The sequence below is a fragment of the Streptomyces sp. HUAS 31 genome, from assembly GCF_028198125.1.
In the GTDB taxonomy this organism is placed as follows: Bacteria; Actinomycetota; Actinomycetes; order Streptomycetales; family Streptomycetaceae; genus Streptomyces; species Streptomyces chartreusis.
In genome coordinates, this window is record NZ_CP116353.1 from 8,853,997 (window position 1) to 8,873,327 (window position 19,331).

The following is a 19,331-nucleotide window of genomic DNA, read 5'->3' on the forward strand; positions in this document are numbered from 1 at the left end:
GACGAAGCCACGGTCAGATCAGAGAGCTGCATCACCTCCGGGCGAATTCGGTTCGGCCCAGCCGGAACAATGGCGTACAGTTCACCGTACCGACGCGGGGTGGAGCAGCTCGGTAGCTCGCTGGGCTCATAACCCAGAGGTCGCAGGTTCAAATCCTGTCCCCGCTACTCACACGTGAAGGCCCGGTGCACACCGGGCCTTCACTGCGTCTGCATCCGGCCGAACGAGCTACCCACTCCGGTTTCAGCTTCGGTCCAGTTTTCGTACAACCTTTCGGGCGCTGTCGGGAGTCTCACACATCACCGACACGCGAGGCGCTTCAAGGGGGAACACGCTTTGTTACGTGTCCACTTCACCGCCGAGGATCTGGCAAGAGTCACCGTCGCGACGAGACTGGACCCGCTGTGGGAGACGATGCTCGGCGTCCAGCAACTGGCCTATTCCGTGCAGGTGATGCCTGCCATGCAGGGCTGGCGGCGGCGCGCCAGGAGCGTCGTCGGGCAGGGTGGGCCCCTCGGGTCCCTGCGGATGCTCGGCGCGCTGTTGCCGGCCCGCGGCTATTTCCCGGACTTCCTCACCCCCACCGCGGCCGAGGAGGGCCTCGACGTCGGGCTGGAGGCGATCCGCGGCACCCCGCCCCGGAGACTCAGGGACGAGCTGGTGCAGCTCACCGGCAGCGGTCCGGTCCGGCGCCGCTCCGCGCCCGTCTGGATGAGGAACCTCGCCGGTGGCGACCGCGACCGGATGGCCGACCTCACCGGCGCCATCCGTACCGTGCACGACAGCGTGATCGTCCCGGAGTGGACGGAGGCCGAGGCCCGCGTCGAAGGAGACCGCGCCCGTCGTGCCCGGACCGTGCGGGACGCCGGAGTGCACGGGCTGCTCGGTTCCCTCGGCCCGCTCGTGCGGTGGCAACCGCCCGTGCTGCACGTGGACTACCCCGTCGACCGCGACCTGAGCCTCGGCGGCCGCGGGCTGCGGCTGATCCCGTCGTACTTCTGCCGCCGCACGCCCATCGCGCTGGCCGATCCCGAACTGCGCCCGGTGCTGGTCTACCCCGTCGACCACAGCACCGTCCGGCCCTCGGCCGACCCGTCCGGCACCAAGCCGCAGGCGCTGTCCGCCCTCCTGGGCCGCACCCGGGCACGTACGCTGGCGGCTCTGCACGGCACGGCCACCACGGGCGAACTCGCGCGCAGGCTACGGATCTCACCCGCCTCGGCCAGCCAGCACGTGCACGTCCTCGCCGCCGCCAACCTGGTCCGCAGCCAGCGCGTCGGCAATCAGGTGCTGCACACGCTGACCCCGCTCGGTGCGGCCCTGCTGTCCGGCAACCGCATGCCGTCGGAGATCTCACCTGGAAGTTTTGGCCTCCGCTGAAACCCTTGGCTCGTCCGGTGTGCCAACCCGCAAGCTGTGAGAGACGCATGGGGGCCTGACCGCCCCCCACGCCGTCGGGCACGTCGCCCGTGCCGGCCCGCGCGTCCGGCCGGACGCGCGGGCGAGGCCCACACCACTGCCAGAGGCCACACCAATCAGGGGGAAACCGCCATGGCCCTGCGCCGACTCGTCACCGTCCTGTCCTCCGCCGCGATGATCGCCGCGGCCTCGCTGGCCGGCCTGGGCGGCACCGCCCAGGCCGCCGCCGGCTGCACGTCCATCGGGGGCGGCAAGTACAACTGCAACGTCTGGAAGACGGCGTCCACCTGGTGGTGCACCACGACCGACCAGACCGACAGTTGCAACGGCGTCCCGGCCGGAATCCTCCGCGCGGGCACCAACTACTTCTACTGCCAGCAGTGGGGCCACGAGTACCGCTACGGCAGCTACTACAACCACTACTGGGCGCAGACCGACGACGACAGCGGCAACAAGCGGGTCTGGCTGCCCGTCGTCTACATCAGCGGCGGCGTGAACGACGGCCGTATCCCCGGCCTCCCGCTCTGCTAGAGCTCACGCCAGGCACCTGCCCCCACCGAAGGAACGCATCCAGATGGCAGACGAATACGTCCTGCGCGCCCAGAGATTCGTCAATCAGACCTACGGCGGCAAGATCGGTGTCACCGTCGAGGAGAACGGCAGGACCGGGTGGAGCACCATGTACGCGCTCACCCGCGCGCTCCAGTGGGAGCTGGGCGTCAGCCCGGTCGCGGACTCCTTCGGCCCCACCACCCTGCGGACGCTGACCCAGAAGTTCCCCCGGCTCAATGCCGACACGGTTCCGACGCCGGACTTCTGCCGCATCATCCAGGCCGCGATGTACTGCAAGGGCTACGACGGCGGCGACCTGGACGGCGTCTACAACGCGACCGTCCAGGCCGGTATCACCCGGCTCAAGCAGGACATGGGTGTCGACGGGGTCTACCCCGGCTCCGACCTGACCCCGAAGGTCTTCAAGGGCCTGCTCAACATGGACCCCTACGTAGTCGTCCGGTACGGGGACCGGCCCGGCGACGAGGACGTCCGGGCGATCCAGCGCTGGCTCAACGGGCGGTACATCCACCGCCAGGACTTCTTCGTGATGCCCTGCGACGGCCATCACTCGCGCGATGTCGCCAAGTCGATGCTGTTCGCCATCCAGTACGAGCTGGGCATGGCGGACGGCGTCGCGACCGGCTCCTTCGGTCCGGCGACCCAGGCCGGCCTCAAGCAGCACACGCTCACGGTCGGCTCCACGGGCACCTGGGTGAACCTGTTCACCGCCGCCATGATCCTCAACCAGCGGCCCCACATAGCGTTCAGCGGCACGTTCACGTCCGAGCTGTCCTCCGCGGTCTTCGAGTTCCAGGACTTCGTCGGGCTCTCCGTGAACGGCGACGGCGACTACCGCACCTGGGCGTCCCTGCTGATCTCCTACGGCGACCAGTCCCGCCCAGGCGCCGCCTGTGATTGCATCACCACCATCACGGCGGCCCGCGCACAGGCGTTGACCAGCGCCGGATACGTCTACGTCGGCCGCTACCTGTGCAACGTCCCCGGCGGCCGGGACAAGATGATCAAGCCGGGCGAGCTCCAGACCATCGCGTCGAACGGCATGCACTGCTTCCCGATCTACCAGACGTCCAGCGACGGCGCCTCGTACTTCACCTACAACCAGGGCACCCGCGACGGCCTCGACGCCATCGACTGGGCGAAGTACCACGGCTTCAAGGACGGCACCCGGATCTACTTCGCCGTCGACTACGACGCCTACGACCACGAGGTGACGTCCAACATCCTCCCGCACTTCAGGGGGATCTCCCGGGCGGTGCTGGAGAACTCCCGCTACCGGGTCGGCATCTACGGCCCGCGCAACGTGTGCCGCCGGGTGCGCGAGGCCGGGTACACCGACGCCGGCTTCGTCTCCGACATGTCCAGCGGGTTCTCCGGCAACCTGGGCTTCCCGATGCCCGGCGACTGGGCCTTCGACCAGATCGCCACCGTCTGGGTGGGCAGCGGCGCGGGCGCCATCGAGATAGACAAGAACATCGCGTCCGGCCGCGACATCGGGCAGAACAGCTTCGACCCCGGCGCCGACATCGCCGGTCTGGACGTCGACCTCAACCCGGCGTACCGCGACGCCATGCTCGGGGAGGTGCGCTCGTACCTGGAGTCCATCGGCGTGCCGGAGACCGGCGGCGACGGCTGGACCGACACGGACTGGGCGACCCTGGGCGGCATCTCCAACACCAAGGCGTTCGAGCTGGTCGTCTCCGCCGACTGGCTGTTCACCTCGCTCGCCCGCCAGCTCAGGCTCCGCAAGGCCCTGATCCAGACCCCGGTGCTGTGGGAGCTGCGCAAGCTGAACCCGCTGGACTTCGCCGCGGACACGGCGGTGAAGACCGGACTGGACGACGACTGCAGCACAGGCTGGGGACAGATCTTCGCCTGGGTGGCGATCGAGGCCAGGAACCACTGCGTACGGCAGGGCATCATCAACGGCCAGATCCTGGACAGGGGGCAGGATCTGGACGCGGTGTGGACCCAGCTGAACGAGGACCCGATCTACAACATGAAGACGGCCGCGTACCTGACCATCTTCAACGCCCACCAGATCGGCCACCCGCGCCCGGGTCTGGAGACCTCCGACTCCGCCTCGGAGCTGCTCCTGGCCCGCTACAACGGCCCGCTCATCGTGGACGGCGAGCCGAACGGGCCCGCCCTCGATTACGGCAGGCAACTCCTCGGCCTCTACCGGGTGCTGGAGAAGTACTACCGCCTCTCCCGGAACCAGTGACGTGAAAGGGACCACGAGGTGACCACAGGCATGACAGGCATGACAGGCATGACAGGCATGGCAGGCATGACAAGACGCGACGTCGTCAGACGCACCGCGGTCCTCGGTACGGTCGCACTGGCCGGCGGCGGCTCACTACTGGCCCTCCCCACCGCGGCGTCGGCCGCCGAACACTCCGGGCCCGACGGCACACCCGGCCGGCCGACATCGCCCAACGGCTGGGAGATCGAGGAGAGGGCCAACGACGTCTCCACGGTGTGGACCCGCAGGATCCCGGGCACTCCCTGCGACCTGGACGTCCGCCTCGGCGACGCGGCGACCGTCCTGACGCATGTCGTACGCCGCTTCCACTACGAGATCGACGAACTGCGCACCGGCGACCTGACCGGCTGGCGCGCCCCGTCCCGTGTCCGACTGGACCGATCGGAGGGCAACCAGGCCTCCGGTACGGCCGTCGCGATCCGCCCCGGCTCCTACCCGCCCGGCGCGCGCGGCGGCTTCTTCCCGGTCCAGCTCGCCGTGGTCCGCGACATCCTCGCGGAATGCGACGGAGTCGTCCGCTGGGGCGGTTACGACGACCGCCCCTACGAGGCCCTGTTCTCCATCGACGTACCACCCGACCACGAGCGCCTGACCATGCTGGTGGCCAGGCTCCGCGGCTGGGCCGACGACCCCGGCGCGGGACCCGGAACCCCGGTGGACGTCACGGACGACGGACGCCGCCGGGCGGCCGAGGCCCTGGAACGCCGCCAGAAGTCGGACTGACCGCCGACAGGTTGGCGCCGATTGTGTGCGGCGTCTCCGCTGATTTGCGCGATTCATGCACGTGATACCGGTGCGCAGAAGGCCGGTTCAGCCACCTGATCCCGGTGGTGGTGGCGTCGATGGACTCGCCGGCATCGGGACACTCGCTGCCGGCAGTTGACCAGGTCCCTGTTGCTCGGCCAGGAGCAGTGCGCTCGACGGCACCGTGGAGCGCAGTTCGTGTAAGGCGAGCAGAGTGGCGTGCAGTCGTTCCGCGCCCTCGTAATTTTCGCCCTGCGCTGCGCGCGTCTCGCGCCGATCTGTCACCAGTGCGGACGCCCCGACGTCCGGAGGCCGCTCGGTCACCAAGTGACTCAATGGCGATATTCGGGTCCAGGTGGAGTCCGGCGAGGCGGAAGGTCGCGGTTCCGCGTATGCCGAGGCGTTTACGGAGTGTGTTCGACTCGTTGATCGGGACTTCGAATTCGGCATAACCTCACGGAATGGTGCAGAGCAATGCAGTCGACGTCGACGGTTACCTGACCGAGGCCCCCGAGGGCCGCAGGGACGCGCTGGCCAAGATGCGGCAGCTGTGTCGTGACGAGCTGGTGGGCTTCGACGAAGTCATGGCCTACGGGATGCCCGCATACGAGCGCGACGGTGCCTGCGAGATCGCGTTTGCCAGCCAGAAGCAATACATCTCGTTCTATCTCATGCGCGGTGACGTGCGCGAGGCATTCGAGGAACGGCTGGCGGGGCAGGACATGGGCAAGGGCTGCCTGCGATTCCGTAAGGCTGAGAACATCGACTTCGACCTGTTGCGGGATCTCCTCAAAGCCACTGCTGCCCGACCCGGCGAGGTGTGTTGAGACCGTAGGACGCCCGGGCTGGACGACCCAGCGATGCTGACGCTCGGCCGACCGGAGCGCCGCTGACCGGTACGGATAGGCGCATGGTTTTTTGATCCCTGAGGGTGTTTATCCCCGCCGCTCAGGATCACGCGACCAGTGGGCATGAGGCAGTGCCCCCCAGGAAGCGCGACGTCACTGCTGGCGCACCACGAAAGGCAGACTCATGACGGAGATCCGACCCGCCACCACGACCGACTCCGGCGCGCCGGTGGAGAGCGACGAACACTCACTCACCGTGGGCCCCGGGGGGCCGATTCTGCTCCAGGACGCCTACCTGATCGAGCAGATGGCGCAGTTCAACCGGGAACGGATTCCCGAGCGCCAGCCGCACGCAAAGGGAAGCGGTGCGTTCGGCCGCTTCGAGGTCACGCACGATGTCAGTGCCTACACGAAGGCGGCCCTGTTCCAGCCGGGCACCCGCACCGACCTGGTCATCCGCTTCTCGACCGTCGCCGGCGAGCGTGGCAGCCCGGACACCTGGCGTGACCCGCGCGGCTTCGCGGTGAAGTTCTACACCAGCGAAGGCAACTACGACATGGTCGGCAACAACACGCCGGTCTTCTTCGTGAAGGACCCGATGAAGTTCCAGCACTTCATCCGGTCCCAGAAGCGCCGCGCGGACAACAACCTGCGCGACCACGACATGCAGTGGGACTTCTGGACCCTCTCCCCGGAATCCGCCCACCAGGTCACCTGGCTGATGGGCGACCGGGGCATCCCGCGGACCTGGCGCCACATGAACGGCTACACCTCCCACACCTACATGTGGATCAACGCCGCCGGCGAGCGGTTCTGGGTGAAGTACCACTTCAAGACCGATCAGGGCATCGAGTACTTCACCCAGCACGAGGCCGATCAGATGGCCGCGGCCGACACGGACTACCACACGCGGGACCTCTTCGAGCACATCCGGGACGGCGATCACCCGAGCTGGACCCTGTACGTGCAGGTGATGCCGTACGAGGAGGCCGCGGGCTACCGGTTCAACCCGTTCGACCTCACCAAGGTGTGGCCGCACGGTGACTACCCGCTCATCCCGGTCGGTCGCATGACGCTCGACCGGAACCCCACCGACAACCACGCCCAGATCGAGCAGGCGGCCTTCCAGCCCAACAACTTCGTCCCCGGCATCGGACCGAGCCCGGACCGCATGCTGCTGGCCCGGTTGTTCTCCTACGCGGACGCCCACCGCCACCGCATCGGCGGCAACTACCAGCAGCTGCCGGTGAACGCCCCCGTCGTCGACGTCCACACGTACTCCAAGGACGGGGCGATGGCCTATCGGAACACCACCGACCCGGTGTACGCCCCGAACTCCAAGGGCGGTCCCGCCGCGGACACGGAGCGTTACGGGTCCCCGCCCAGCTGGACGGCCGACGGCGAGATCACCCGCGCCGCCTACGTCTCCCACCCGCAGGACGACGACTGGGGGCAGCCCGGCACCATGGTGCGCGAGGTCCTGGACGATGCCGCACGGGACCGTCTGGTCGACAACGTCGTCGGACATCTCCTCAACGGAGTGAGCGAACCGGTCCTCGAGCGAGCCTTCGCGTACTGGTCCAACATCGACGAGACCATCGGCAAGCGCATCGCCGACGGCGTACGGGCCAAGGCCGACGAGAAGGACCCCAAGGCCGCCGAACAGGGCAACCCCGCAAGGCGCTCCATGCAGCACAAGGCGTGACGGGCTCCGCCGTCGCACGAGCGGAGCGTTCTCGAAGGCCGGATCCCGATGTGACCGCTCCGCCCCACCGGCAACGCCTCCCTCGGCGTCCGGTGCGCTGCACGGGTTGCGGTCCGGTGTGCTCGCGACGGGGCACAGGGCCAATCAGGGCCATGCGTCACCTGATGCGGTGAGCCGTCGTCGGTGCGGTGAGCTTTGCGTACGCGACTGATTACGGTTTGTTCTCATGTCGGCCGTGTCAGCTCCGCTACACCACCGCTCCGCGCCACGGACCGGAGCGGTGCTCGTGCTGCTGCTGGCCGCGCTCCTGCATGTGCTGGCCTGCGCCCACGGCCCGACCCTCGCGGGCGGGGCGCGCGCGGACACCCCGCTCGTCGCCGCTGCCGCCTGCGGACAGACACCGCACGACCAGCAGCGGGCCGGTACCGGGCAGTCGTCGCCGTATCACGACGGCGGCGCGCACTGCTGGGGCGGGGACGAGCCGACGGTGCAGCCTCCGCGTGACGTCACGCTGGCGCTGCCCGTGGTTCATGACGCCATGCCCGGCGGACACGCGGTCGTCCTCGCACCTCCCTCGCGCCCCAGTCCGGCGCCTCCGGCATCCGGCGGACCGTCGGCCGGTCACGCGCGGGCCCTCTTCGGCGTGTGGCGGACCTGATCGGCCCCGCTGCCGACCCCGATCCCTGATCCGGGCGTACGGCAGCCGATCAGCACCCGCGGGCCCCTGGGTCCGCCGATCAGCTCCGCCCCTTCCCCGAGCACACGGCCGACGGCCTTTCATGGCACCGGCCGCAGGAGAAGCACGTCATGAACCACCCCAGCCGTACCTCCGTCCCCCTTTCCCCGGCCCAGCTCCTGGCCGACGCCAAACGTCCGATGCACACCGTCGCCGGACTGGTCGGCGACACCCCCGTGTTGTGGATCGGGGAACCCTTCACCGCCGCCGGCCGTGGCTTCTGGGTGAAGCTCGAAGGCCACAATCCCGGCGGCATCAAGGACCGCACCGCCCTGTACATGGTCCGGGCGGCCCGTGAACGCGGCCTGCTGCTGCCCGGTGCCCGGATCGTGGAGTCCACCTCGGGCACGCTCGGCCTCGGCCTGGCCCTCGCCGGCGCCACCTTCGGTCACCCCGTCACCGTCGTCACCGACCCGGGCATGGAACCGCTGATGACCGGCCTGCTCACCGCCTACGGCGCCGAGGTCGAACTCGTCGACACGCCCCACCCCACCGGCGGCTGGCAGGAGGCGCGCCGCCGACGGGTCGAGGAACTCCTGGCCGGCCGGCCCGACGCCTGGTGCCCCGACCAGTACAACAACCCGGACAACGTCGCCGCCTACGCCCCGCTCGCCCACGAGATCGTCGCCCAACTCGGCCGCGTCGACAGCCTCGTGGTGTCCGTGGGCACGGGCGGTCACTCCGCCGGGATCGCCTCCGTCCTGCGGGGATTCTTCCCCGACCTGCGGGTGGTCGGCGTGGACACCACGGGCTCGACGATCTTCGGACAGCCCGCCGCGCCCCGCATCATGCGGGGACTGGGCTCCAGCATCTACCCCCGCAACGTCGCCTACGACCTCTTCGACGAGGTCCACTGGGTCGCCGCGCCGGAGGCGGTGTGGGCCGCGCGGCGGCTGGCCCGCGACCACTACGCCACCGGCGGCTGGAGCGTCGGGGCGGTGGCGCTCGTCGCCCGCTGGCTGGCCCGCGTGCTGCTCCCGGAGGAACGGATCGTCGCCGTCTTCCCGGACGGCCCGCAGCGCTACGTCGGCACCGTCTTCGACGACCCCTACTGCCGTGAACACGGCCTCCTCGGGCATCCGCCGGCCGACCACCCGGACGAGATCGCCCACCCCGGCGAACGGACCGTCACCCGATGGACCCGCTGCACCCAGGTGACCGACCCCCTCGCCACGGCTCGTCCCTCGGGGCTGACGGGAGCCGCCCGATGAGGACGCTGTGGCGGCAGACCCGCTCCTTCCCGCCCGCCGTACGGCTGCTGATGGCCAATCAGTTCGCCATCAACCTCGGCTTCTACATGCTGATGCCCTACCTCGCCGCCCACCTGTCCGACGGAGTCGGCCTGGCGGCCTGGGCCGTGGGACTGGTGCTGGGTGTACGCAACTTCTCGCAGCAGGGCATGTTCCTCATCGGCGGCACCCTCGCCGACCGCCTCGGCCACAAGATCCCGATCATGGCGGGCTGCCTGCTGCGTACCGTGGGCTTCGCGCTGCTCGGCTGGGTCGACAATCTCGGCGCCCTGATCGTGGCGTCCGCCGCCACCGGCTTCGCCGGCGCCCTGTTCAACCCGGCGGTCCGCGCCTATCTCGCCGCCGAGGCGGGCGAGCGGCGGGTGGACGCGTTCGCCGTGTTCAACGTCCACTACCAGGCCGGCATGCTCCTGGGGCCGCTGGTCGGACTCGCGCTGCTCGCCGCCGACTTCCGGCTCGTGTGCACGACCGCCGCGGCCGTCTTCGCCGCGCTGACCGTGCTCCAGTGGCGCCGCCTGCCCGCCCGTCCCGGTCATACCCCGGGCACGGTCCGCCGGGAGGGAGTGCTCTCGCAGTGGCGAACGGTCGCCGCCAATCGGCCGTTCCTGCTCTTCGCCGCCGCGATGATCGGCTCGTACGTGCTGACCTTCCAGGTCTACCTGGCACTCCCGCTGGCGGCCGCCGACGCCCTCGGCGCCAACGCCACCGCGGCCACCAGCGGACTGTTCGTCGTCTCGGCCGCGGTCGCCGTCGTCGGCCAGTTGCACCTGACCGCATGGGCCGGACAGCGCTGGCGATCCGACCAGGCGCTGACGCGGGGACTGGCCGCGATGGGGCTGGCCTTCCTGCCGCTGGCGCTGGTCCCGCGCGGCTCCTCGACGGCGGCGCTGGCCGCACTGGTCGTCGCGGTGGTCCTGCTCGCGGTGGGCTCCGCCGTGGTCTACCCGTTCGAGATGGACACCATCGTCGCCCTGTCCGGCAACCGACTGGTCGCCACCCACTACGGCCTCTACAACACCATCTCCGGCCTGGGCATCACGCTGGGCAACCTCGTCACCGGAGCACTGTGGGACTTCGCCCAGCGGCACCATGCCCTCTGGCTGACCTGGACCGCCCTGGCCGCCATCGGCCTCGCCTGCGCCGCCGCCGTCACCGCCCTCGCCCACACCGGCAGGCTCGCCGCCGGGCGCCGGCCCGAGCCCGCCCCCGTCTGATCGGCGCGGGCCCCGCGCTGAGCGCTCACCGCGTGGGGCGGTCCCCGGTGTCCGGCTGCTCCAGGTGGGAGGCCAGGACCGCGGCCTGGACGCGGCGCTGGACGCCCAGCTTGGCCAGCAGCCGCGAGATGTGGTTCTTGACGGTCTTCTCCGAGAGATAGAGCTTCTTGCCGATCTCGCGGTTGGTCAGGCCGTCGCCGATCAGGGCGAGAATGTCCCGCTCGCGCGGCGACAGGCTCGCCAGCTCCGAGGGCACGGACGGGGTCTCGGCGGGGTCGGCCCGCAACGAGCGCATCAGCCGGGCCGTGGTCGCGGGGTCCAGCATGGACTGGCCCGAGGCGACGGTGCGCACCGCCGAGACCAGGTCGGAGCCCCTGATCTGCTTGAGGACGTAGCCCGACGCGCCGGCCATGATGGCGTCGAGCAGGGCGTCCTCGTCGTCGAACGACGTCAGCATCAGACAGGCCAGCTCCGGCATCTGGCTGCGCAGCTCACGGCAGACCGTGATGCCGTCGCCGTCCGGGAGTCGTACGTCGAGCACCGCGACGTGCGGGCGCAGGGCCGGACCGCGGACCAGGGCGTGCTCGACGGTGTCCGCGTCGCCGACCACGGAGATGTCCGGTTCGGCGTCGAGCAGGTCGGTCAGGCCCCGACGTACGACCTCGTGGTCGTCCAGCAGGAACACGCGGATCGGGTTCTGCTCCGTGAAGGTGCCTGGCCCTGTCATGACGACCCCTTCTTCCCCGGTGTGGCTTCTCATGACGATCATCGCTCGCCGGGGCCGGTCGCACTAGGGCCGACCGGCCCTGGTGCACCCCGAGAAGCGTCCCGATCGGCCCGGGACGTTCCCTCACCGGCCCCAGGCGGCGCTCTCACCTGCCGCTATGGGGGACTCCAGGGCGAAGTCCACGTCCACCACGCCTTCGACGGCACGGACCAGACGGGCGGCGACCGGGATCAGGGACGTGTCCCGGACCCGCCCGGCGAGGTTCACCACGCCGTCGTGGACCTCGACCCGGATCGCAGCGGACGACATGGGGAAGAGGTGGGCGACGACCTCGCGCCGCACCTCCTCGGCGATCTCGTCGTCCTCTCGCAGGAACACCTTGAGCAGGTCGGCCCGGCTGACGATGCCCTCCAGCATGCCCAGCTCGTTGACCACCGGCAGCCGCTTGACCTTGGCGCGGGCCATGGTCCGGGCGGCCTGGGCCAGCGTCGCGTCCGGGTGGGTGGTGAGCGCGGGGGAGGTCATCAGCTCCTCCGCGCCGACCGCCCCGGCCTTCGCCAGGTCGGACAGGCGGCGCAGCTGGGTGTACCGGTCGGGGTCGCTGTCGCGGAACTCCTCCTTGGGCAGCAGGTCGGCCTCGGAGACGACGCCGACCACCCGGCCCTCGCCCTCCAGCACGGGCAGGGCACTGACCTTCCAGTCCTGCATCAGCCGCACGATCTCCACGAACGTGGCCCGGCGGCCGACGGCGGCGACCGTGTGCGTCATGACGTCGCTGACGATGTGCGGGTTGCCGAGCATGACGGCTCCTCCTCACTTGCCCTCGTGGGCGGTCAGACGGGGCTGCCGGCGCCGTACGGGGCGTACAGGTCCAGCAGCCGGGTGCGGGCCGAGCGCAGCCGGTGTGCGAGCACTTCGCCGACCCACCGGGCGAGGGCGTTGCCGAGCGCAGGGTCCTCCCGGCACATCGTGCGCACGGTCGTCGCGTCGAACTCGTACGCCCGTACCGGGGTCGTCGCCTCGGCGCCCAGGTGCCATACGTGCGGGGTGAACAGCCAGGACCAGCCGACGAGTTCGTTGTGCCGAAGGCTCTCGATGACCGCCGGCCGGCGGCCCGGCACACGCATGTCGAGCTCGACGGTGCCGGTGCGGATGATCCAGAACCGGTCCGCCCTGTCGCCCTCCTCGAACAGGCGCGTCCCCTCCGGGAAGGACACCTCGCGTGCCATGTGCATGAGCCGGTGCCGGTGCTCGGCCGGCAGCGCGCGCAGCATGCTGGGCGTGGGTGTGGTGATCATGGCGTGCCTCCCGACGGATACAGGGACTTCCACTGCCAGCGTCCGCCCGCCGGCCACGCCGGACCATGGGCCACCCGGCCCCTCGCGCCGGGCCACCCGGCTCCCGCGACCGCGGCGCCGCCTACCGCTCGCCCGACCACTCCCGGTACGCGGCAACGGCGGTCGGCAGGGTCGGAAAGATCCGCTCCGCCCCCACGGAGTCCGCGAGGCCGTACGCCTGGAGCTCCTCCCTGAGGTCCTGCTTCACACGGGCGAGGGCGAACACGATGCCGCGGTCCGTGAGCTCCTGGCGCAGTTCGTCGAGGGCGTCCAGCGCGGTGATGTCGACCTCCACGTTGGCCTCGGCGTTCAGGACGAACCAGCGGACGGACGCGGTCTGCTCGTCCACGGCGGCCAGGGCGCGGCGGCGGAAGTCCTCGGCGTTGGCGAAGAAGAGCGGGGAGTCGTAGCGGTAGACCAGCAGCCCGGGGATCGTGCGGGCGGTCGGGTAGTCGTCGACGTCGTGCATGCCGGCGATGCCGGGCACCACACCCAGGACCGCGTCGTGCGGCCGGGCCACCCGGGTCAGCAGCTCGGCCACCGACAGGCCGACCGCCACGAGGACGCCGTACAGGATGTCCAGGGCGAGTACGCCGACCAGGCAGCCGAGGGCGAGCAGGAGTTCGCGGCGGCGGAAGGACGCGAGGCGGCGGAAGCCCGCGAGGTCGATCATGCGGACCGCCGCGTACACGACGAGGGCGCCGAGGACGGCCGACGGCGTCCGGCTGAGCAGCGGGCTGAGGAACAGCAGGACCGCGAGGACCACGACCCCGGCGATCAGCGAGTACAGCTGACTGCGGGCGCCGGACGAGGAGGCGAGCGCCGTCCGGCTCGCGCTGCTGCTGACCGGGAAGCCGTGCAGGGCGGCGGCACCGAGGTTGGCCGCGCCCAGCGCCAGGAACTCCTGGTTGGCGTCGAGGTCGGGGCCGTCGTCCGCGTCGTCGGCGCGGCCGGAGAACGCCCGCGCGGTCAGGATGAAGTCCGTGTACCCGACCAGGAGTACGCCGAGGGCGGGCAGCACCAGACCAGGCACCTCGGTCCAGTCCGGGTGGGCGAGGCCGGGCAGACCCGAGGGGACGTCGCCGATCACTTTGACGTCGTACCGCTCGTCGAGGTCGAAGAGCACCACGGCGAGCGTGCCGAGGACCACGGCGAGCAGCGGACCGGGCACGGCACGGACGTACTTCGCCATCAGGAACAGCAGCACGAGCGCGGCGGCCGACAGCACGACGGTGGCCCCGTGCGCCTCCGTCACACCGGCCGCGAACGACCACACCTGCGGGAAGAACCTGGACCCCGTCGTCTCGACTCCGGTCAGCTTGGTCAGCTGGTCCGCCATCATGATCAGCGCCACGCCCGCCATGTAGCCGATCAGCACCGGGCGCGAGAGCAGATCCGCGAGGAAGCCGAGCCGCACTGCCCGCGCGACCAGGCACAGCAGGCCGACGGTGACCGCGAGGGTGACGGCCAGGGTGGCGTACCGGTCGGGGTCGCCGGCGGCGAGCGGGGCGACCACCGTGGCCGTCATCAGCGCGGTCGTGGACTCCGGGCCGACCGACAGCAGGCGCGAGGACCCGAACACCGCGTACAGGGCGAGCGCGGGCAGGATCGCCCACAGTCCCGCGACCGGCGGCAGCCCGGCCACACCCGCGTACGCCATCACCTGGGGGACGAGATACGCCGCCACGGTGACGCCGGCCAGGACGTCGCCGCGCAGCCACGAGCGCCGGTAGCCGAGGAGGGCGACGACTCCCGGCACCAGGTGGCGCCACTGCGGAACGTGCCCGCGCTTGCCCTGCTCCATCGGCCACCCTTCTCCGTCGGGCCTCAGGATCCACCGCCGTGCCCGCGGCCGCGACAGGTGAATGAATCGATTCCGGCCGAGCATGCACCCCAACGGGCCGTTCGGGCACCTCCGTTCAGCCCACGGGATCCCGAAGCGGCCAGGGCCGGTCGGCCCCTTGCAGGGACTTGCGGCCCCTGCCGGGCACGCGGTCCGGGGGCGAGGCTCGTATCGGGACCCCCGACTCGGGACCCCCGATTCAGGAGGTGGAACCATGACCCGCACCGTCACTCTCAGCGTGACCGCCGGGCTCGACGGCTCGCGCGAGAGCCGCGCGGCGGCCGAGTGGGCGGCTCGCGAAGCACAGTTGCTCGGTCTGCCGCTGAAGCTGATCCAAGTGTGGGAGCCCGTACCGGAGCCCATGGCCCAGGCGCCGCTCCTCGGCGTCGAGACCCAGCAGCACTGGAGCGAGAGAGTGCCGCGGGACGTGGCCGAAGGCATCCGAGCGCGGCACCCCGGACTCGACGTGACGGTCGAGCAGTTGCCCGGGCGGCCCGCCGAGGTGCTGGCCGACGAGGCCAAGGACGCCGAACTCCTCGTCCTCGGCTCGCGCGGACTCAGCGGCATCGCCGGCTTCCTCGTCGGCTCGGTCGGCCTCGCGGTCGTGGCCCACGCCGACCGGCCCGTCGTCCTGGTCCGCGCCGAGGAACAGGCCGCCGACGAGCACGAGAGCGACCCCGTCGGCATACCGTCCGCAGCGACCGCGTTCCGGCCCGTCGTCCTGGGTCTCGACATCGACAGCCCCGACCGTGAGCTGATCGAGTTCGCGTTCGCCGCCGCTGCCCGCCGGGGCACCACCCTGCGGGTCGTACACGGCTGGAACCCGCCCCCGTACTACGCTTACGGCCTGTCCGCGGACCTCGAACTCCACGCGTCCCTCGCACAGCGCGAGACCACGGTCCTCACCGAGGTCATGCGCCCGTGGCGCAAGAAGTTCCCGGAGGTCGAGGTCACCGAGGAATCCCACTACGGCACCCCCGGCAGCCATCTCGTCGACGCCTCCCGGGACGCCTCCCTGGTCGTCGTCGGACGCCGGATCCGCCGCAGCCCGTTCGGTGCCCACATCGGCCCCGTCACGCACGCCGTGCTCCATCACGCCATGGCCCCCGTCGCCGTCGTACCGCACAACTGACGGAAATCCGGAGGAGTTGAAACATGAACGCGATGGACCTGCCGATCGTCGTCGGTGTCGACGGCTCCGAGCCCAGCCTGCGGGCCGTCGACTGGGCGGCCGACGAGGCCGCGCTGCGCGGCCTGCCGCTTCGGCTGGTGTACGCCTCGCTGTGGGAGCGGTACGAGGGCGACGCCCTCGCCCACGAACTGGGCAGGCCGTCCGAACGGGTGCGGGCCGAGGACATCGTGACCGCCGCGGCCCGGCGCGCCCATCGCCGCCGGGCCGACGTGAAGGTGCTGACCGATTCCCTGCCCGAGGAACCCGAGTACGCGCTGGTGCGGGAGAGCCGCACCGCCGCGCTGCTGGTGACGGGCACCCGTGGCCGCGGCGGCATGGCGGAGGCGCTGCTCGGCTCCGTGTCCCTGACCGTCGCCGGGCACGCGCACTGCCCGATGGTCGTCGTGCGCGGCGGCCACGACAACGCGGTCCGGCCCGGCGGCCGGATAGTCGTGGGGGTCGGTGGAGGGGCGCCCGTCCGGTTCGCCTTCGAGGAGGCACGGCTGCGCGGAGCGGCGGTGGAGGCCGTACGGGCCTGGCGCTCCCCGGCGCGTGAGACCACCGATCACCCGCTGCTCGCCGGGGAACCCGCCCGGCTGCACGAGCAGGAGGCGGCGCAGGCCCTGGAGAAGGCCCTGCGGGGAGTGCCCGCCGATGTGGAGGTGCACCGGCGGGTCGTGGAGGGCCACGCCCGGACCGTGCTGGCGGACGCCTCCCGCGACGCCGACCTGCTCATAGTCGGGGCCCGGCGCCGTCCGCGGCACTTCGGGCTCCAACTGGGGCGTGTGGCGCACGGGGTGCTGCATCACTCCGTCTGCCCCGTCGCGGTCGTCCCCGAGCACGACGCATGACGTGCGGTGGGGTACCCGGCCGGACGGCCCCGATGACCGACCGGCCATCCCCATCGACCGACTGAACCTGAAATCACGGCAGTTCGAAGTACCGACGACTCCGGAGTCGCCTTCATGTCCAAGGCCGAGCACCAGGACGCCACCGAACTCTCCGCCGACGAGCTGCGCGAACTCGACGCCCACTGGCGGGCCGCCAACTACCTGGCCGCGGGCCAGATCTATCTGCTCTCCAACCCTCTGCTGACCGAGCCGCTGAAGCCGGAGCACATCAAGCCGCGGCTGCTCGGCCACTGGGGCACCTCACCGGGCCTGAACCTCGTGTACACCCACCTCAACCGGGTGATCGGGGCGCGCGGGCTCGACACGCTGTGCGTATGGGGGCCGGGGCACGGCGGGCCGTCCGTGCTCGCCGGGTCCTGGCTGGACGGCAGTTACAGCGAGATCTACCCGGACGTGCCGCGGGACGGCGAGGGGATGGAGCGGCTGTTCCGGCAGTTCTCCTTCCCGGGCGGCGTGCCGAGCCATGTCGCCCCGGAGGTCCCGGGATCCATCCACGAGGGCGGCGAGCTCGGGTACTCCCTCGCCCACGCCTACGGCGCCGCCTTCGACAACCCGGACCTGCTCGTCGCATGTGTGATCGGCGACGGCGAGGCCGAGACCGGCCCACTGGCCGCCTCCTGGCACTCCAACAAGTTCCTCGACCCGGTGCACGACGGCGCCGTCCTGCCGATCCTGCACCTCAACGGCTACAAGATCGCCAACCCGACCGTGCTGTCCCGGCTGCCCGCGGCCGAACTCGACCAACTGCTGCGCGGCTACGGCCACGACCCGCTCCACGTCACCGGTGACGACCCCGCCGCCGTCCACCGCGCGCTGGCCCGCGCCCTCGACGAGGCGCTGGACCGGATCGCCCTGATGCAGAGGTCGGCCCGCGAGGGCGGTGTCGCCGGGCGTGTGCACTGGCCGATGATCGTGCTGCGCACACCGAAGGGCTGGACCGGCCCCGCCGAGGTCGACGGCCTGCCCGTGGAGGGCACCTGGCGCGCCCATCAGGTCCCGCTCGCCGGCGTGCGCGAGAACCCGGAACACCTGCGGCAGTTGGAGGCGTGGCTGCGCTCCTACCGGCCCGAGGAACTCTTCGGCCCGGACGGCCGGCCCGTCGCCGACGTCCTCGCGTGCGTCCCCGACGGCTCCCGCCGCCTGGGCGCCACCGCGCACGCCAACGGCGGGCTCCTCGTCCGCGACCTGCCCATCGCATCCCTCGACTCCTTCGCCGTACCGGTCGACAAGCCCGGCACGACCATGCACGAACCGACCCGGGTCCTCGGAGACCTGCTGCGGCAGGTCATGAAGGACACCCGCACGCGCCGGGACTTCCGGGTCGTCGGCCCCGACGAGACCGCGTCCAACCGGCTCCAGGCGCTCTACGACGCGAGCGGCAAGGCGTGGCAGGCTCAGACCCTGCCGGTCGACGAACACCTCGACCGGCACGGCCGCGTGCTGGAGATCCTGTCCGAACACACCTGCCAGGGCTGGCTGGAGGGCTACCTCCTCACCGGACGGCACGGACTGTTCTCCTGCTACGAGGCATTCGTCCACATCGTCGACTCCATGGTCAACCAGCACATCAAGTGGCTCAGGACGGCCCGGCGGCTGCCCTGGCGCGCGCCCATCGCCTCCCTCAACTATCTGCTGACCTCGCACGTGTGGCGGCAGGACCACAACGGCTTCTCCCACCAGGACCCCGGGTTCGTCGACCACGTCCTCAACAAGAGCCCCGAGGTCGTCCGGGTGTATCTGCCGCCGGACGCCAACACCCTGCTCTCCGTCGCCGACCACGCCCTGCGCAGCCGCGACTACGTCAATGTGATCGTCGCCGGCAAGCAGCCCTGCTTCGACTGGCTGTCCATGGACGCCGCCCGCGCCCACTGCGCCCGCGGCGCCGGCATCTGGGACTGGGCCGGCACGGAGAACGGCGACGAACCGGACGTGGTGCTCGCCTGCGCCGGTGACGTGCCCACACAGGAGGTGCTGGCCGCCGCGCAACTGCTGCGCCGGCACCTGCCGCAGCTCGCGGTCCGCGTGGTCAACGTCGTCGACATGGCCCGGCTCATGCCGCGCGAGGAACACCCGCACGGCATGACCGACTTCGAGTACGACGGCCTGTTCACCGCCGACAGGCCGGTGATCTTCGCCTACCACGGCTACCCGTGGCTGATCCACCGCCTCGCCTACCGCCGCACCGGCCACAAGAACCTGCATGTGCGCGGCTACAAGGAGTCCGGCACCACGACCACACCCTTCGACATGGTCGTCCGCAACGACCTCGACCGTTTCCGCCTGGTCATGGACGTCATCGACCGCGTCCCCGGCCTCGCCGTGCGCGCCGCCGCCGTACGCCAGGAGATGGCCGACGCCCGCACCCGCCACCACGACTGGATCCGCGAACACGGCACCGACCTGCCGGAGATCGCCGACTGGACCTGGAGCACCTGAACCCCGGAGGGGACCGGCGCCGCCGATCGCCGGTCCTCTTCGCCCAGGCCCGTCGCGCAGGCGCGTTCCGGGGCCGAACGGCCCCCGGGTCGGTCCCGGGCAGCCCATGGGATCGGGCGGTCGGGTGTCGCACGGTGGGAGTGGAGGAGGC

The 19,331-nt window shown here is 70.9% G+C and carries 16 protein-coding genes and 1 tRNA gene; 13 read left to right on the top strand and 4 right to left on the bottom strand.

Annotated features, from left to right (window positions below):
* Nucleotides 1-93 precede the first annotated feature (93 nt).
* The 10 genes from PGH47_RS38495 to PGH47_RS38540 all read left to right on the top strand — a co-directional run bounded on the left by PGH47_RS38495 (nucleotide 94) and on the right by PGH47_RS38540 (nucleotide 10,755).
* A tRNA-Met gene (locus PGH47_RS38495) sits at nucleotides 94-167 on the top strand.
* Nucleotides 168-336: 169 nt separating this feature from the next.
* Nucleotides 337-1,380, top strand: coding sequence for an ArsR/SmtB family transcription factor (locus tag PGH47_RS38500; protein WP_271667299.1), 1,044 nt, complete (start codon nucleotides 337-339; stop codon nucleotides 1,378-1,380).
* Nucleotides 1,381-1,551: 171 nt separating this feature from the next.
* On the top strand, nucleotides 1,552-1,950 hold the full coding sequence (locus PGH47_RS38505) for a hypothetical protein (RefSeq protein WP_271667300.1): 399 nt from the start codon (nucleotides 1,552-1,554) through the stop codon (nucleotides 1,948-1,950).
* A gap of 43 nt (nucleotides 1,951-1,993) precedes the next feature.
* Nucleotides 1,994-4,216 carry a glycoside hydrolase domain-containing protein gene (locus PGH47_RS38510; protein ID WP_271667301.1) on the top strand — a complete coding sequence of 741 codons (2,223 nt, stop codon included), beginning with the start codon at nucleotides 1,994-1,996 and terminating at the stop codon, nucleotides 4,214-4,216.
* A gap of 66 nt (nucleotides 4,217-4,282) precedes the next feature.
* Nucleotides 4,283-4,981, top strand: a complete 699-nt coding sequence (locus PGH47_RS38515; RefSeq protein WP_271667302.1) for a hypothetical protein — start codon at nucleotides 4,283-4,285, stop codon at nucleotides 4,979-4,981.
* A gap of 482 nt (nucleotides 4,982-5,463) precedes the next feature.
* Nucleotides 5,464-5,829 (top strand): iron chaperone, encoded by a 366-nt coding sequence (locus PGH47_RS38520; RefSeq protein WP_271667303.1) that lies wholly within the window; start codon nucleotides 5,464-5,466, stop codon nucleotides 5,827-5,829.
* 205 nt (nucleotides 5,830-6,034) lie between these two features.
* Entirely contained in the window at nucleotides 6,035-7,555 is a 1,521-nt protein-coding gene (locus PGH47_RS38525) for a catalase (protein ID WP_271667304.1), read from the top strand.
* A gap of 235 nt (nucleotides 7,556-7,790) precedes the next feature.
* The gene (locus tag PGH47_RS38530; protein ID WP_271667305.1) at nucleotides 7,791-8,213 is read left to right on the top strand and encodes a hypothetical protein; all 423 of its coding nucleotides are present in this window, start codon (nucleotides 7,791-7,793) and stop codon (nucleotides 8,211-8,213) included.
* 149 nt (nucleotides 8,214-8,362) lie between these two features.
* On the top strand, nucleotides 8,363-9,502 hold the full coding sequence (locus tag PGH47_RS38535; protein ID WP_271667306.1) for a PLP-dependent cysteine synthase family protein: 1,140 nt from the start codon (nucleotides 8,363-8,365) through the stop codon (nucleotides 9,500-9,502).
* A complete protein-coding gene (locus tag PGH47_RS38540) occupies nucleotides 9,499-10,755 on the top strand; it encodes an MFS transporter (RefSeq protein ID WP_271667307.1) in 1,257 nt (418 codons plus the stop codon). Before PGH47_RS38535 ends, PGH47_RS38540 begins: the two co-directional genes overlap by 4 nt.
* Nucleotides 10,756-10,780: 25 nt before the next feature.
* Here PGH47_RS38540 and PGH47_RS38545 read toward each other — a convergent pair whose 3' ends face one another.
* The 4 genes from PGH47_RS38545 to PGH47_RS38560 all read right to left on the bottom strand — a co-directional run bounded on the left by PGH47_RS38545 (nucleotide 10,781) and on the right by PGH47_RS38560 (nucleotide 14,623).
* On the bottom strand, nucleotides 10,781-11,482 hold the full coding sequence (locus PGH47_RS38545) for a response regulator (RefSeq protein ID WP_271667308.1): 702 nt from the start codon (nucleotides 11,480-11,482) through the stop codon (nucleotides 10,781-10,783).
* A 123-nt stretch (nucleotides 11,483-11,605) separates the two neighbouring features.
* Nucleotides 11,606-12,283 (bottom strand): CBS domain-containing protein, encoded by a 678-nt coding sequence (locus tag PGH47_RS38550; RefSeq protein ID WP_271667309.1) that lies wholly within the window; start codon nucleotides 12,281-12,283, stop codon nucleotides 11,606-11,608.
* Nucleotides 12,284-12,315: 32 nt separating this feature from the next.
* Entirely contained in the window at nucleotides 12,316-12,780 is a 465-nt protein-coding gene (locus tag PGH47_RS38555) for a cyclic nucleotide-binding domain-containing protein (RefSeq protein WP_271667310.1), read from the bottom strand.
* 121 nt (nucleotides 12,781-12,901) lie between these two features.
* Nucleotides 12,902-14,623: a SulP family inorganic anion transporter gene (locus tag PGH47_RS38560; RefSeq protein ID WP_271667311.1), complete on the bottom strand. Its 1,722-nt coding sequence runs from the start codon at nucleotides 14,621-14,623 to the stop codon at nucleotides 12,902-12,904.
* Between the two features lie 253 nt (nucleotides 14,624-14,876).
* Here PGH47_RS38560 and PGH47_RS38565 point away from each other — a divergent pair, with 253 nt between their 5' ends.
* The 3 genes from PGH47_RS38565 (at nucleotide 14,877) to PGH47_RS38575 (ending at nucleotide 19,180) form a co-directional block, all read left to right on the top strand.
* A complete protein-coding gene (locus tag PGH47_RS38565; protein ID WP_271667312.1) occupies nucleotides 14,877-15,794 on the top strand; it encodes a universal stress protein in 918 nt (305 codons plus the stop codon).
* Between the two features lie 32 nt (nucleotides 15,795-15,826).
* Complete coding sequence (locus PGH47_RS38570) at nucleotides 15,827-16,684, top strand: universal stress protein (RefSeq protein WP_443048630.1); 858 nt, start codon at nucleotides 15,827-15,829, stop codon at nucleotides 16,682-16,684.
* A 114-nt stretch (nucleotides 16,685-16,798) separates the two neighbouring features.
* A complete protein-coding gene (locus PGH47_RS38575; RefSeq protein WP_271667314.1) occupies nucleotides 16,799-19,180 on the top strand; it encodes a phosphoketolase family protein in 2,382 nt (793 codons plus the stop codon).
* Nucleotides 19,181-19,331: the final 151 nt, after the last annotated feature.